The 14473-nt window shown below is 62.0% G+C and carries 11 protein-coding genes and 1 pseudogene; 5 read left to right on the forward strand and 7 right to left on the reverse strand.

Going from position 1 to position 14473, the window contains the following annotated elements:
* Positions 1-1126 precede the first annotated feature (1126 nt).
* A complete protein-coding gene (bla, locus tag AC1DE3_RS27870) occupies positions 1127-2023 on the reverse strand; it encodes a class A beta-lactamase (protein ID WP_476797899.1) in 897 nt (298 codons plus the stop codon).
* A gap of 100 nt (positions 2024-2123) precedes the next feature.
* Between bla and AC1DE3_RS27875 the strand changes: the two genes are divergently transcribed.
* The 3 genes and pseudogenes from AC1DE3_RS27875 (at position 2124) to AC1DE3_RS27885 (ending at position 4260) form a co-directional block, all read left to right on the forward strand.
* The gene (locus tag AC1DE3_RS27875) at positions 2124-2987 is read left to right on the forward strand and encodes a LysR family transcriptional regulator (protein ID WP_476797900.1); all 864 of its coding nucleotides are present in this window, start codon (positions 2124-2126) and stop codon (positions 2985-2987) included.
* A gap of 223 nt (positions 2988-3210) precedes the next feature.
* Positions 3211-3904, forward strand: a pseudogene (locus tag AC1DE3_RS27880) (alpha/beta hydrolase family protein).
* Positions 3904-4260, forward strand: a complete 357-nt coding sequence (locus AC1DE3_RS27885) for a DUF2200 domain-containing protein (RefSeq protein ID WP_476797901.1) — start codon at positions 3904-3906, stop codon at positions 4258-4260. Before AC1DE3_RS27880 ends, AC1DE3_RS27885 begins: the two are co-directional and overlap by 1 nt.
* A gap of 200 nt (positions 4261-4460) precedes the next feature.
* Here the strand turns inward: AC1DE3_RS27885 and AC1DE3_RS27890 are convergent, their stop codons facing one another.
* The gene (locus tag AC1DE3_RS27890; RefSeq protein WP_476797902.1) at positions 4461-5702 is read right to left on the reverse strand and encodes an MFS transporter; all 1242 of its coding nucleotides are present in this window, start codon (positions 5700-5702) and stop codon (positions 4461-4463) included.
* A gap of 63 nt (positions 5703-5765) precedes the next feature.
* Positions 5766-7181, reverse strand: coding sequence for an amidase (locus tag AC1DE3_RS27895; RefSeq protein ID WP_476797903.1), 1416 nt, complete (start codon positions 7179-7181; stop codon positions 5766-5768).
* 179 nt (positions 7182-7360) lie between these two features.
* Between AC1DE3_RS27895 and gcvA the strand changes: the two genes are divergently transcribed.
* Positions 7361-8236, forward strand: coding sequence for a transcriptional regulator GcvA (gcvA, locus tag AC1DE3_RS27900; protein WP_476797904.1), 876 nt, complete (start codon positions 7361-7363; stop codon positions 8234-8236).
* Between the two features lie 231 nt (positions 8237-8467).
* On the opposite strand, the gene AC1DE3_RS27905 is transcribed toward gcvA, so the two are convergent.
* Complete coding sequence (locus tag AC1DE3_RS27905; protein WP_476797905.1) at positions 8468-10015, reverse strand: winged helix-turn-helix domain-containing tetratricopeptide repeat protein; 1548 nt, start codon at positions 10013-10015, stop codon at positions 8468-8470.
* 116 nt (positions 10016-10131) lie between these two features.
* Between AC1DE3_RS27905 and AC1DE3_RS27910 the strand changes: the two genes are divergently transcribed.
* Positions 10132-10593: a cupin domain-containing protein gene (locus AC1DE3_RS27910; RefSeq protein WP_476797906.1), complete on the forward strand. Its 462-nt coding sequence runs from the start codon at positions 10132-10134 to the stop codon at positions 10591-10593.
* A 616-nt stretch (positions 10594-11209) separates the two neighbouring features.
* On the opposite strand, the gene AC1DE3_RS27915 is transcribed toward AC1DE3_RS27910, so the two are convergent.
* From AC1DE3_RS27915 to AC1DE3_RS27925, 3 genes are read right to left on the reverse strand one after another with little or no spacing between them, the layout of a single operon-like run.
* Positions 11210-13042, reverse strand: a complete 1833-nt coding sequence (locus tag AC1DE3_RS27915; protein WP_476852965.1) for a TniQ family protein — start codon at positions 13040-13042, stop codon at positions 11210-11212.
* Positions 13039-14112 (reverse strand): ATP-binding protein, encoded by a 1074-nt coding sequence (locus AC1DE3_RS27920; protein WP_476852966.1) that lies wholly within the window; start codon positions 14110-14112, stop codon positions 13039-13041. The genes AC1DE3_RS27915 and AC1DE3_RS27920 overlap by 4 nt, the downstream gene beginning before the upstream one ends.
* A gap of 4 nt (positions 14113-14116) precedes the next feature.
* Entirely contained in the window at positions 14117-14302 is a 186-nt protein-coding gene (locus AC1DE3_RS27925) for a hypothetical protein (RefSeq protein ID WP_476852967.1), read from the reverse strand.
* Positions 14303-14473 lie beyond the last annotated feature (171 nt).

Below are 14473 nucleotides of genomic sequence, written 5' to 3' on the forward strand. Positions count from 1 at the left end.
CGTCGCGATCGACGAGACGAGGCAGATGTGCGTCTCCTCCATCGAGACGTCCAGCCCAGCAAAGTATTCCATGATCGATCTCCTCTGTTGCAGCGGAGACAATCCTATCGGCCTCCGAAGAAGAGCAGCCAGACCGTTACCCCATGTTGAAAAAGTCGGCCTGCGAGGGAGGCTATCAACAGCTGCGATTTTGCGGGCGGGCGCGTTCGTCCTCACGCGGCCCTCATCTGAGGTCCGTTTGGTAGAAGCTTCGCGAGCTTCCTGAGGTTCTGGGCTGCTGCGGCGAGGTGGAACTCGTCTCTGGCGCCGTTCGGTCCGCGGAGTCGTAGCCGGTCGAGCCGAATAGACGCCCTCGAGGATAACGACGGATCGCGGTGAAAGCTCAGACACGCTTGACTGCAACCTGCCGTCAAAAGCTTCCCAGTCGAACGCGCGCCAACTGGCAGCGCGACCCTGCCGCAAGGCGTCCAGCACCGCGCGCTGGCGGGGCCAGTCGATACAGTCGGCAGCGCGTATGGCAGGGGAATCTGATCGCAACCCAGTGCCGCCGGCAAAGAAGTCGTCACCCTCAATGAGTGCCGCTCCCACGTTCTCTGCTAGCAGGGCTGCCAGAGTGGACTTGCCCACGCCGCTGCGTCCGTCGAGCGCCATCACATAGGGCCCATCCGCCTTGGCCGCATGCAAGTGGATCTGACGAGCGAATGTGTTGGTATCAGGGAAATGCATCAGCGTCTGGCTTCCTGGTAAGTCCGGCGCGATACGCCTAGGATGGAGAAGCTGCTGTCCCGCCATGCCGGTCAGCGTTCCCGTGCAACTCTGCGCGCAGGGCCCTTTCCTCCTTTAGTTAAAATCAACCCAGCTATTCTGCGGCGGGATCAATCTCCGCGAGGAACCATTCGCGTCTGGCACGGGCTTCCGGTCGCGATCTGAGGCGTGAAAGCCATTAGGCATCGGTGGTACCTCCAATTATAGCGGTTGTCGCAGCGTGATCCATGCGCGGGCATCATCGTGGATCACGTTCGACTCGCACCCATCATGCGCTATCATCCACCGACAGCCGTCACGCCGACCACAGTGGTTGCAGTTTGCCACGGAAAATATCGGCGAATGCTGACGACCGGCTCCCCTAGCGAGATGGAAGCCCGAATGCCTTCATGGCTTGACGCGTCGCATCCGCTACGACGGCATCAATGGCGCCCGGTGTTGCGTTTTGTGCGCCCGTGAAGAACACGCAGATCAGGATCGATGGTCCGCTTGGCGGCCAAATGATGCCGATATTGTTGTGCGTCCCCCGCGCGCCCGTGCCGGTCTTGTGGCCGACGGTGTAGCCGGCGGGGACGCCGGCCTTGATCCGGCCTGCCCCGGTGGGGGTCTCGGTGATCCAACGCGTAAGCAACTGCAGGTGCGCCGCTGAAAGCAAGTTGCCGCGCAAGACGCGGTCGAGGTTGGCCACATATTGCTCGGCCGTCGTGGTATCGCGCATGTCGCCGGGCAAAGCGCTGTTTAGGTCTATTTCCAGTCGATCAACGCGCGTGAGCTGGTCGTCAATGCTACGATACCACTGCTGGAAAGCAGCGAGTCCGCCCATTTCGCGGATCAGAATATTTGCCGCCGGGTTGTCACTAACCTCGACTGTCGCCTTGCACAGCTCTTCCAGCGTGAGCGTTCTGCCGATCGCCGGCTGCGTAACTGGCCCATGCGGCACCATGTCGGCGGCTGTGATCGGGACGGCTCGGTCGAGCCGATCGCGCCCCTGCTGCACAGTCTGCATCACATAGGCTGCGAGAAACAGTTTGAATGTCGAACAGAAAGCGAAGCGCTCGGTTGAGCGCCAGCTGACCCGCTGGCTCTCCCGCGTGGCGAAAAGCCCGAGGCGGCCTCCATGGCGCGCTTCCAGAGACCGAAGATCGAGACTAGCCCCAGGTGCGGCTGCGGCATGCCCGACGCCGACTAGAGCGGCGCCAGCTCCGATCAAGAACGAACGCCGATCCGCCGCAAGGGAATCAATGGTGCGAGTTGTCATGTGCGTTTCTCCAGAGGGAGGCGCAGAGGTAGCGAGGCCGCATGGCCCTAGCCAAATGATCGTTGCTCAGATTTGATATGAATAAAATTGGGGCTTCTGGATGGATGTTTCGAGATTGCCGCTGAACGCCTTGCGCGCCTTTGAGGCATCGGCGCGGCTCGGTAGCCTGACCAAGGCCGGGATGGAGCTGCGCGTCGGCCAGACCGCAATAAGCCATCAGATCAAGCTGCTTGAGAAAGATCTCGGCTTCACACTGTTCGAGCGCTTGCCGCGTGGCATCGCTCTGACCGAGGAGGCCCACGCGCTGCTCCCGGTACTGACGGATGCGCTACGGCGGGTCAGCGACAAGGTGCACCAGCTGTGTACCGGCGGCACGGCCGAGATTCTCACGATCGGCGTGGTCAGCAGCTTCGCCCTCGGGTGGCTTCTGCCGCGCCTGCAGGACTTCAACGCCCGGCACCCGCAGATCGAGGTGCGGATCAAGACAAACAACAACCGTGCCGACACGCTCCTCGACGGCCTCGATCTGTTCATTCGGTTCGGTGACGGTGCCTGGCACGGCACAGAGGCGGTCGAGCTAATGCAAGCCCCGCTCGCTCCGGTCTGCAGCCCTGGCCTCGCGATGTCAGTCCGCACTCCGGCTGACCTGCTGGCGCAGCATCTCCTGCGCTCATACCGCCAGGACGAATGGCCGCTCTGGTTTCTTACCGCGGGACTGACCCCGCCGGTCGCGCGAGGCTGGATTTTCGATAACTCGCTGGCCCTGGTCGAAGCGGCAGCGCAAGGTCTCGGTGTTGCGCTGGTCCCCGCCGCGATGTTCTCGCGTGATATCTCTTCCGGTCGTATTGTACAGCCACTCGACGTCGGTATCGTTACCGGGGCCTACTGGATGACGCGGCTGAGGTCACGGACCGAAACCGGCGCCATGGTCGCCTTTAAAAGGTGGATTGTCGCCGAGCTTTAAGCTGAGCATGGAGACGATCGTTTTCAAAGGCGTGCGCCAACAGTGGACACTGGTGGTCAAACGCGACCGAAGAGCCGGCACTGACCTGAGAGAGCAGGCACGGGCCCGGCCGCAAGCCGAACAGTGCCGAAGGAGTCGCCGCCACTGCTCATTGGGAAGGCTTCGACGCGGGAGATCTGCTGCGGTAAGTTTGCGGCTGACAGCGGCCCAGTGGGACAGCGCAATGTTTCTTTTCGACGGCCCACCAGGCCGACGTGACGATCCTCCTGGCGCATGGGGCCGGAGCTCCGATGGGCTCGCGATCAATGACGGCGTCCGCAAATGCCTTAGCCGGAGAGGGCTTTCGCGTTGCCCGCTTTGAGTTCGACTATATGGCGGCGCGGCGGACCGCAGTTGGGTGCATGCCGTCGGCCCGCGCTGAAAGCTAAACCCGCGATATATCGCTGCCGTCGACGCGCTCGGCAGGCAGGGAGAGCTTGTTATCGTGGCAACTCGATGGGCGGGCGCGTCGCGAGCATGGTCGCGGACACGTTGTTAGAGAGTGGACGGATTCGTGGCCTTCTTTGCCTCGGTTATCCTTCCATCCGCCCGGCAAGCCGGAGCAATCGCGCACCGGCCACCTTGTCGATCTGAAGACTCCCACCCTCATCGTGCAAGGAACGCGGGACGAGTTTGGCAGCCGCGAGGAGGTCTTGAGCTATAATCTTTCGCCGCTGATCGACATCCTCTGGCTGGAGGATGGCGATCACGATCTGAAACCCCGCAAGCGAATTTCTGGTTCTTCAGCGGCCGATCATCTCGTGACCATGGCCGACGCAACTCTTACCTGGGCCGGGCGGCTCAAACACCCGGCAGGGTCGCGATATGAAGATGGACACCGGGAAACGCCACGAGCAGCGCCGAGAAAGCGCAAGTGATGACGCAGCACCGCATCTACAGAATGAGCTTTGCCAAGATTTATCCTCTTCTGGTCGCCAAGGCGGAGAGGAAGGGGCGCACGAAGGTGGAGGTCGACCAGATCATCCACTGGCTGACCGGCTACGGCCAAGAGGCACTTGCCTCCCAGCTGACGAAAAACTCGGACTATGAGACCTTTCTCGCCCAGGCGCCGGCACTCAATCCCGCGCGCCTCAGCATAAGGGGAATTGTCTGCGGTGTCCGCGTCGAGGAAATCGCCGAGCCAGTGATGCGGGAAATCCGCTACTTGGACAAGCTCATCGATGAACTCGCCCGAGGGAAGGCGATCGACAAGATCTTATGCCGTCGACCATAGTCGGCGCGCTTGCCGGGGTGGCGCCATTAGGAGATTTTGGAACGTCACCAGGAACCGAACCTGTTCGCGTACAGCGACGCCCTTCAAGGGCGCGCGCTCCGGGTCACCAAATACGCTGCGTTAGGCTGCGAAGGAGTGTTCGGAGGTGCGGCCAAGGCGACCGAATTCCACCGCAGCTCAATCGGGTGGGATGGATTGGCTCATCTGCTCACCCTGCCAGCGGAGGCTCGACGTGCCGCCAGAAACATGACGGCAGCGGCACCGGCGTTTGCGACAGCGCTGACGGCAATGGGTATGACGTAGCTATGGCTGCGATCGTAGATGAAGCCTGCCGCGCCTGGGCCAACGAGCGTGCCTAGGGCAACGCTCGAATAGAGCACCCCGATGATGCGGCCGGCATGACGCGCACCGAACAGATCGGCGACCACTGCTGGCAAAATCGCGACCCACCCTCCGTAGAAGAGACCGAAGATCAACGCGAACAGTATGAGCTGGCTCAAGGAGCCACCAAGGATCCAGGTCGGAAGTGAGGCGGCCATGCCGATATACATGGCGATCAGGAAGCTCTCGCGGCCCATCCTGTCCGCGATGCCGCCGAGGAAGAAGCGGCCGATCGTGCTGCCGATGCCGATGGCACCAAGCAGCCAGACTGCCGCCGAAGCGGGAACACCATGGTCGACCGCGTAGGGCGCGAGATGCACGAACGGTACGAAGACACCAAGCGCGCTCAGGAACGACGCAAGATAGAGCCCCGCAAATCGTCGCGTCCGGATTGCTTGGCCCACGGGCGTATCATTGCCCGCCTGCAGGGAGCCAACGACGATGGTACGTGTGATGCCGTCGGGCTGCAGGCCGCGGCGGCCAGGCTCGTCCTCCATGACGAACGCCGCCGCCAGGCCGACCACGATCGCGAGGACGCCGAGCGTGGTGTAGGCGTTGCGCCAGCCGATGTCCGCGATCAGCCAAAGCGCGAACGGCGGCATCACGAGCGTCCCGACGCCAATGCCGCTGACCGCCAACCCGGATGCGAGACCACGGCGCTCGACGAACCAGCGTTGCACAGCGCCAAGTGTGGGAACATAGGCACAGCCGACGCCGACGCCGATACCGATGCTATAGGCCGCATAGACCTGGAGAATGGTTTGGGCCTGTCCGGCCAGAATGAGGCCGAGGCCGACTAGCGTCATTCCGATTGCGGAAAGCGCCTTCACGCCGAGTCGATCCGCGAGCGGCGCGGAAACGATGCCGAGCGCGAAGTACATAAATCCGGCCAGCGAAAAAACCGCCGACACCGAGCCGCGCGATGCCGCGAACTCGTGCTGGAGCGAGTCTAGGAACGAGCTGAATGTGTACGCGCTCCCGAAGCCGACGAAGGTTATGACGAAGGCTGCGGCGACCACAAGCCAGCCGTAGAAAATCGTCGATGGCCTTTCAAGGTTCATGATTATCCTCTGTTGGCGGGCCGAGCCGTCTCGGCGTGCGATATGCGGGCCGCTCCCAAGACCTTAGGATCGCGGCGGGCCACTGAGGCCCGGTTGACGACGATGCCAGGACGTTGCGCCCTGAAACGCTGCGCCGAGAGCAAGAAGCGCGCTTTCATCGAACTCGGCGGCGATCAATTGCAGGCCGATGGGCATGCCTTCCACCGAGGCGCTCCCGGGGAAGGCCAGCGTTGGATGGCCGCTCATGTTGAAGGGGCTGGTGTAGCGTTGCAGCTTGGCGATCAGCTCCGGCTGCTCGCCAAGGGTTGCGATCGTCTTCAGCGTGAGCGGCGCGAAAGGATGGACGGGCGTCAGGATGGCGTCGACCGATGATAGCAGGGCCTCGACCTGGCCACGGAATGCCGCGCGGCGAAGAAGGATTTCCTGATAGGCCATCCCCGAAACGGCCATTCCGTTCTCGATGACGGACGATAGGATGGCGCCATACTGTTCCTTATGGAGGGCATAGGGCGCTTGATGGGCAACTGCCGCTTCAACCGCGCAGTTCGGCGTCCAGTCCGCCACGATCTGGCGGACATCGGGAAATGACACTTCGACGATCTCGGCGCCCAGGTTCGAGAATATCGCGCAAGCTTCGGTCAGTGCAGCCTGCGTCCCATCGTCAACGTCTTCGGAATTCCAGCGTCGGTCGATGCCGATACGCATGCCGACTATATTCGCGCTTGCGTCGGCCAAGTAGTCGGGAACAGGACGAACGCTCGTCGTGGGGTCATCGAGGTCATGTCCGGCAATGACATTGAGGATCGCCGCGACGTCGATCACGTTCCGGGCAATCGGGCCGATATGGTCGAGCGAGGGGGCGAGGTCGAATGACCCATAACGGCTGACGCGCGCCCAGGTCGGCTTCAGGCCGCTGACGCCGTTGGCGGCCGAGGGCCAGCGGATCGACCCGCCCGTGTCGGACGCGATCGCGCCGAAGCACAGGCCGGCGGCGGTCGCGACCGCTGATCCGCTGGAGGAGATGCCCGCCCAATAGTCGCCGTTCCATGGGTTTTGCACCGGCGGAATCGATGGGTGGTAGTCGGAATACGCCCCCTCGGTAAGCTGGGTCTTGCCGATCAGGACTGCCCCTGCGTCGATGAGCTTTCGCACGACGGTCGCATCGCGTGCCGGCACATAGTCCTTATGGACCACGGTACCGGCCGCCGTTGCGACGCCCCTGATCCAGCAAAGGTCCTTTACGGCTATGGGAACGCCATGGAGTGGGCCCCGGTGGATTCCCGCCTCGATCTCGCGGTCGGCAATCTCCGCCTGGCGGAGGGCGCCCTCGTCCAGGACGCGTGCATAAGCCCGCAATTCACCATCCAGACGCCGAATGCGCGAAAGGAGCGCCTCGGTGACAGCCTTAGAGGCGATGGCGCGGCGAGCGATAAGCGCTCCGACCTCTGTGAGACCACAGAACTCCACGTTGAAAGACATCCGATCCAACCTCTCCAGCGGTCACGCACTTTCGGGCGCGACAAGCTATGATTTAGAATTTATGCGATTCTTGGTGGCTTGCTTGCAGCATTGACGCTTGATATCAGCACGAATTATCCTCTCTTCTCTCCTTGGACAAACCAGAAGACTTAACCCTGATGACTCAGATTTTCTAACTCATGCCAAGCCGATTACCTCCCCTTAACGCGCTGAAGGCGTTCGAGGCCGCTGCCCGCCACCTCTCGATCAAACTGGCCGCGGAGGAATTGTGCGTGACGCCGGGGGCCGTCAGCCAGATGATCAGGGTTCTGGAGGAAAATCTCGGCGTGAAGCTCTTTGAGCGGGTGACGCGAGGGATTTTTCTGACTGACGCGGGCCGCGATTATCTGCCATCGATACGAAATGCGTTCCGCCAGATCGCCGGTGCATCCGAGCGGATCGCGGCCCAGCTGGATTCTGGGCTGCTCACCCTCAGCGCCACGCCTTTTTTTGCGTCGGCATGGCTGGTGCCGCGATTGTCATCCTTTCGAACGGCGCAGCCCGGCATCGATCTGCAGATCGTCACCAGCAATGCACTGGTGGATTTTTCTCGCTCGGACGTGGATGTCGCGATCCGCCATGGGATGGGCGGATATCCCGGACTTCGCAGCGACCGCGTCGTCACGGTCGAGATGATCGCCGTGGCGACCCCCGACCTCATCGACCGAGCCGGCCGTCCGAACCGGCCATCAGATCTCGTGCGTTGGCCGCAGGTTCACGATGCCGAACGAAAGGGCTGGAGTCTGTGGTTTGACACGCACGGCGTTGCGGAGAGGACGACTACGCGTGGCCCCTCCTTCGATGACAGCGGCCTCTTGCTAAAAGCGGTGCTCGCCGGCCAAGGCGCGGGACTGCTTCCGGCTGCCCTGGTCGAAGATGAACTGCGCGACCGGCGTTTGATCCAGTTGTTTCCGCCCGCTCGAATGGAGGAGTTTGCCTACTATCTCGTCTGTCCGGACAACCGCCAGCAGCAGTCCAAGATCACAGCGTTCCGGGATTGGATCTTGAACGCATGACGGCAAGATGGGACGGAGTTACATCCTCAGGTACTGACTTCAGCAGGGAGTAGATATCCACGCTTCAACTGACCAAGGCGCGGTTAGGGTGGTGGGAAATTTCCATTGGCGACAGCGGGCTAGCGCCAGTTCCGGACATTGGCTTCCTACCCGAAACCAAACGTTTGTAAGTCCTGCGTGCTACCGAGAGGAGGCATCTGGCAGGGGGCAGAAGCGGAATAGAACAAGTGGCTACTCAGGCAGCCCTGCCAGGCGCAGGGCGTCGCCCAGCACGTCGGCAAGCGCGGGAGCGCAGTTCACCCCGGCGAATTGGCGGCCGAAGCGAAATGCCGGATGGAGTTCGAGTACGCGGGCCGCGGCGCGCTGTGCCTCTTCAAGGCGCCCGAGCTTCGCCAGTGCGGCTGCCAACTGCACATAGGTGATGCTATGCGCAGGATTGGCCTGCACGGACCTGTGAGCTGCATGGCAGGCCTCGTCATAGCGGCCACGCAGCAGATGGCTCATCGCCTGCGCATCGAAAGCCGCGAAGGCCCAGGGATCGAACGGACTGAGACGCATGCCCTGCTCGCTCCAGGCGATTGCGCGCTCCGCTTCTCCACCCCAACCGAACATGACGCTGCCGAGAATATAGGTCAGCGCCGATGACGGGCTGATCGCGAGCGCGGCTTCGAAAGCGGTCAAAGCGGCGCCTCGGTCATGACCATCCATGCCGATAGAAAACCCGGCAAGGGTCAGCGCTGCGGCATCGTCCTGGCCATGGATCAGTGCGAGGCGGGCATGGCGGATCGAGGCTTCGCGGCTGGCTTCCTGCCAGCCGGCGCGCAGGAAGAGGCAGTGGTGGCACATCGCGGCGTTGCCGTATGCCAGCGCATAATTGGGATCGAGCACGATGGCTCGTTCGAGCAGCCCGAGAGCCCGCGTCACTTGGCCCGGCATACCGGAATCGACGTCAGGCTGAGCCCGTAGCACGAGATCATAAGCATCAAGGCTATCTGGCCGCTTGCGTTTCACCCGATCGATCTCGGCGCGGCGGACACTTGGTGCGATCGCCCCGACAGCCGACAAGGCGATCTCGTCCTGAAGCGTAAAGATGTCCTCGGAATTGCAGTCGTAGCGATCGCCCCAGACATGAGCGCCGGTCGAGGCATCGATCATCTGGACGCTGACGCGGACATGGCTACCGGACTTGCGCAGGCTGCCTTCGAGCACATAGCGCACGCCGAGTTCGCGGCCGACCTGCTTCGGGTCGAGCGTGCGCCCCTTGTAGATAGTCGTCGAAGGGCGTGCGATGACGAACAGCCCCTTGATGCGGGCGAGGCCGGTGACGATGTCGTCGACCATCCCGTCGGCGACGTGGTCCTGCTCCGGATCGTCGTTCAGATTGATGAAGGGCAACACCGCGATCGAGGGCCCGTCCGGCAAAGTCAGCCGCGCCGATGCGGGGGGCGCCGGATCGGGGTCGTCGATGGCGACGGCCGGCCCGACATAGCGATAGCCGCGCCTGGGCAGCGTTTCGATCCAGCCAGCGCCGCCGACCTGCTGATCAAGGACGCGCCGTATCGCGGCGATCTGAACCGTGAGATTGCTGTCTTGAATTGCTTGCGCCGGCCAGGCTGCCTCGAACAGGGCTTCCTTCGCGACCGGCCGGCCGTTGCGTTCCACCAAAAGCGTGAGCAGCTCCACCGCTCGCCGGCCGAGCCCAACCGGCTCGGCGCCGCGGAACAGGACTCCGGTTCCGGCTTCGAGGCGGTAAGGGCCGAATGCGAAGGTCTTCGCCATGGTCCAAGATGGAGCTAGCTGCGAATTTTTCGCAACAATTTCGGAAGGGTTTCGCGACTTGCCGGCAGGGCGAGGACAGGATGCGGCGGAGGCAACTCTAGCCGGTGGAGGATCAGATGAGTGCCACTCCCGTCATCCGCATGCCCGGGCAGACCCATGGCGTCTCGCTGCGCGGCCACCCTATGGCGTTCCTCGTCACAGACCAGAATACCAAGCACACGAGCATGTTCGAGTGGACGATCCCGGCAGGGTTCGCCACCGGGCTGCATGTCCACCGCGTCCAGGAGGAGACCTTCTATGTCCTGGAAGGCGAGTGTGAGTGGCATGTCGGCGACGAGATCGTCCGCGCTCGCCCCGGGACCTTCCTGTTCCTGCCACCGGGTGTGCCGCACAACATCACGAACGTGAGCGAGGAGCCGGCACGCGTGCTGATGACGGTTTCACCGCCCGGACATGAGCATTATTTCGAGGAGCTCGCGAAACTCGCCGCGCGAGGCGCACCCGATCCCGCGGCGTTGGCTGATCTCCGGGATCGCTACGACACCGATCAGCTGTCGACGCTGACCACGCGAGCATGAGATCGCACCACACGCTTCATGCTCGCTGAACCTGACCTCCGCGGCGAGGCCATGACCGAACGCGCGGTCCGATCACTCTTCGAAGCTGGAAGGCGACTCCTAAGGCTTCGGCCGCTCGTTCGTTGCGCCAATTTGGTAAGTCCGGTCCTGCCCAATACGGACCTTCCCGCTCTGCGGAGGCCTGCTCACGTGCGGCGTCACGCCTCACCTAATTGGGGAGGGGCTGGAGGAATTGGACCGCCAAGGGTCCAGCACCGGCAAAACGGGCTGCCGACGGGAAGCAGCAACCTTGGCAGCAAGCTATGATCGGGATGCCTTAGAATCAAATGGGACGCCCGGCTCGGGCCGGGCGTCCAGAGGCAGATTGCGGAACTCGACCGACAATCGCGGCAGCACTATGCCCCGATTTTCATCACTTTGAGGAGGCAGGCATAATGTTTCCGCAGGCAATGACATAAGATCTTGAAATCATTCAACTGCGACGAGAGACTTCTGCAGGTTAAGTTCCGCAAATTGAGGGATAGTACTTCCGCATAATTGTGCGTACGGACCGCGTCAAAGCAAAAAAAAGCCCGGCCAAAGGGCCAGGCTCTTCTCAGCCGAAAGGGGCGGGAACCTAGAGATCTGGAGGAATTTCAGACCGCCGATAGAACGAAGCCATGACCTGTTTATGCGTCAAAGCCGGTTCGATGCCCCTCGACGCCAATTCTCGTTTCAGGATCGGCATGTGCTTGGAGCGGCCGCGCGCGAGTTCATGGAGTGATGTGAACTGTGCCTTGAACGCTTCGGCGGCTTTTCGAGGGACGGCGATGTAGGGGCAACGATTTTTGGGACTTATGCGCCTCTCGCTCGATAGCACCTTACTCTCGACGAGTGCGCTCAGAACCCGATCTGTTGTGCCGAGCATGTCTGCCGCTTGGCCCATCGTAAGATGATCGCTGTCTTCACTGCGTATGAGTCTTTTCACCTCGGTGACATCGACCAACAGAGACGGGAAACCGGTCGTGGCGGGCCATGAACCGACCCAACGGAGCCGGCGGTCCAGGATTAGTCTTACAATCTCCATTGCTGAGCAGCAGGTACGTTTCGCGGCAGCGGCGATCGTCATCTGGGGCCACTCTGGTTCTTTGACCCAAACGACGTTGGTGAATAGCCGCATCTTAAATTCGTCGAGCTCGCGACGGTCGTAGCACTGATCGCCAAGCTCAAGCCGGTCATGGCCTTCCATTGGCCGAATGAAGCCATGATCAACCAGCAGTTTCGTGTGCACGCGACCAGAGTTTAGCGTGGTCTCGACCTGTTTCTGAGTAAGTGCGTTCTGAAGTTTGTCGAAGATCGGCGCAGCCGCCTCGGACGAGAACGTTGTCACGTTATCCGTGAGGTGATCGGACGCGCCGCTCAGGAGGCCGGACGCGCGAAGCACGCGACGCAGGCGCTTACGGTGAAGCCCCGTGGTGCTGCTTGCCGTGGAGACCGAATGGAGGCGCCGCTCCGTCACGATCTGCTTGCCAAAAAGCAGATCCTCAGGGCTTACGGGGGCCGTATCCGCAACGAACTCGATGATGAGGTCGCGAATGCAGTCGTAATTCGGGTCTTCCCGAAGCGAATACAGCCATTTGAAGAGCCGACCGAACCATGCTTGCGGCCCTGCACTGTGCTCATGCGAATCGACGTGCGCCGTCCAGAGATCATGCAGAAGCTCCCTGACGCGCTTGGGTCCGCCGCCCGCCAGGTCAAATCCGACTTCTCCGGCGCTGCGCCAGTCCTCGTCGCTCAGTTCTTTCAGCGAGACGTTTCGCCCCCTCTGGACGACTGCGCCGACGACTTCACAGGTCCTAATCGCAACATAGCAGGGCAGGGCGTCGAGCCACGGGCTCCCGGCCCGCCCTTCCAGCCTATGCTGCACGTAGTGCTCAAGGCGGGTCGGTTCGCGTTCAATGGCCTCGGCGGCCAGTTGCGCCATGCGAGGGATCGCCATAGCCGCGCTTCGCGCGAAGTCGTGGACCAGTGAGGGATCGTCGGTATGAGCAACGCACACGAGCTCCACGTGGTGAACCATGCAGATGCGCGAGTGCTGAAAAAGCCAGTCGGCTCGTGCGCTCACGTTCCAGGAGGGGCCGGCCTCGAGATCTTCCGCCAGGCAGCGTGGGCAGGCCATTTGGCGCGCACGTCGAAGGGATGATCTGGAGAAGGTCTGGCCGCGATACTCGTAGTGGCCCTCATGGCGGATGATCGCCCATCGTGAGATCACGGCAGGAGTTTCATCAACGAGATGGGCTAGGCGCGCCAGTGCTCCTGGGTCGCCGTTGACTATTTCCTGCTGCTGAAAGCCCATGTCGAGGGAGAAGACGCGGACACTCTGCGACCGATGGAGCAGCGCGAGACGCGAAACAAGGCTCGCCGGAGACTCGCCCGTTCGCGGCTTCAGCGTCGGATACAGAGATGTCATGACCGGCCGCCTTTCTTGCTGCCGCGTCCGCGGCGGGCTTTGGACAAGGGCTGCCACTCCGGGTCGACCGGAGGCTCATCGGTCAGCACGAGCGCGCAATCGAGTTCTGCCCAACCCGGCGCGATGAAAGGGTTCATCGGCGAGGCGCATCCAGTTCGATCGGTGAAGGCGGTCGCGAACTGCTCTGTCCCCAGAGGCTTTTTCTCCGCAAGGGCATGTTCGATCGCCTCGTGGATGAGTTCGATGGCGACGCCTAGGCGGTAAAGCGCGGCATGGATGAGGCGAGGGGCGATCTTCGTCGGCTGTCCGTTGCTAATTTCGACGTTCGCAACTTCGGCCAAGCCAAGGATGAGGCCTTCAATCATCTCCAAATCGCGGGGCAATTGCAGCAGAGGGACCGAGACGAATTGGCCACGTCTGCGGATCTCGTCGACGCGTCGCATCTCAGGGACGAGACCGGGCAAACCGGAGATGATTAGCCCAACCGGCCAGTCAGGTGAGACCATGAGGCCCTTGAGGGCCTTGCGGATGTTGTCCAACTGGAGCGAGTTTGCGCCGTCGGTCAGATTATGCATTTCGTCGAGATGGATGAGTAGAACGCCGGCAGCAGGCAGGAGCTCATGGATACGAGCCCAAATGATGTGGTCCGCCAGCTCTCGGGACAGCGGGTAGCCAGGTGCTCTCAACAGCTCTCGCCCGAGCGTCTTTAACGTGCAGGGAGCCGGCACGGTCACGCGAATGAGGGGAGAGCGTTGCTCTCCCCGGGATTGAAGAACCGGATGCGTCCGGAAAAGCCGGTCAAGAGATTCCGTCTTGCCAGTTCCCGCCTCGCCGGTCACCACGAGGCATCTAGCTTCAAGCCGCGCTTCAGGATGAGGCACTCCCGCCACGATTCTGCGCGAGAGGACAGATCTGAGAAGCGTGTCGAACTTGGCACGGAGATCATCGTCCCAATCCGTCTGGATGTACCGGCCTTTCAGGCGCTCCCGCACGTCAAGCAGGCGGCGCTGTGGCTCGGAAAGAGACGATCGGAGCAGGTCGATAACTTGGAAATCGGATTCGATAGACATGGCATCAGTCCGTGATGGTAAAGCGGCGCGGAGGGGGCGTCGGCTGATCCGGGGCAGGGCTGTTCGCGACCGCCTGGTTCGCAGCCGGAATTGCACCGCTCGTGAGATCCTGATTGATCGGTTTCGCGTCGGGCGGCAGTTGCGCGGCGCGCTTGAACCCGAAGCCAATCTCCTTCTCGGCGTATGCCAACTGCTCTGGAGTCGGGCGTGTCGAAAGTGATCCACCCCCGTTGAATTGGTCCACCCTGAAGTATGTCTTTTGGCAGACAGGAGGACCGAGATGCCGAAGAAGCGCCACAAGCCCGAAGAGATCGTCGCGAAGCTACGCCAGGTCGATGTGTTGGTCTCGCAGGGGCAATCC

The sequence above is a fragment of the Allobosea sp. 10L417 genome (assembly GCF_056395485.1).

Bases quoted from the DNA above. Each gene is read 5' to 3' on its own strand.
- bla (WP_476797899.1), bottom strand. From the start codon at position 2,023: ATGACAACTCGCACCATTGATTCCCTTGCGGCGGATCGGCGTTCGTTC.
- AC1DE3_RS27875 (WP_476797900.1), top strand. From the start codon at position 2,124: ATGGATGTTTCGAGATTGCCGCTGAACGCCTTGCGCGCCTTTGAGGCA.
- AC1DE3_RS27885 (WP_476797901.1), top strand. From the start codon at position 3,904: ATGACGCAGCACCGCATCTACAGAATGAGCTTTGCCAAGATTTATCCT.
- AC1DE3_RS27890 (WP_476797902.1), bottom strand. From the start codon at position 5,702: ATGAACCTTGAAAGGCCATCGACGATTTTCTACGGCTGGCTTGTGGTC.
- AC1DE3_RS27895 (WP_476797903.1), bottom strand. From the start codon at position 7,181: ATGTCTTTCAACGTGGAGTTCTGTGGTCTCACAGAGGTCGGAGCGCTT.
- gcvA (WP_476797904.1), top strand. From the start codon at position 7,361: ATGCCAAGCCGATTACCTCCCCTTAACGCGCTGAAGGCGTTCGAGGCC.
- AC1DE3_RS27905 (WP_476797905.1), bottom strand. From the start codon at position 10,015: ATGGCGAAGACCTTCGCATTCGGCCCTTACCGCCTCGAAGCCGGAACC.
- AC1DE3_RS27910 (WP_476797906.1), top strand. From the start codon at position 10,132: ATGAGTGCCACTCCCGTCATCCGCATGCCCGGGCAGACCCATGGCGTC.
- AC1DE3_RS27915 (WP_476852965.1), bottom strand. From the start codon at position 13,042: ATGACATCTCTGTATCCGACGCTGAAGCCGCGAACGGGCGAGTCTCCG.
- AC1DE3_RS27920 (WP_476852966.1), bottom strand. From the start codon at position 14,112: ATGTCTATCGAATCCGATTTCCAAGTTATCGACCTGCTCCGATCGTCT.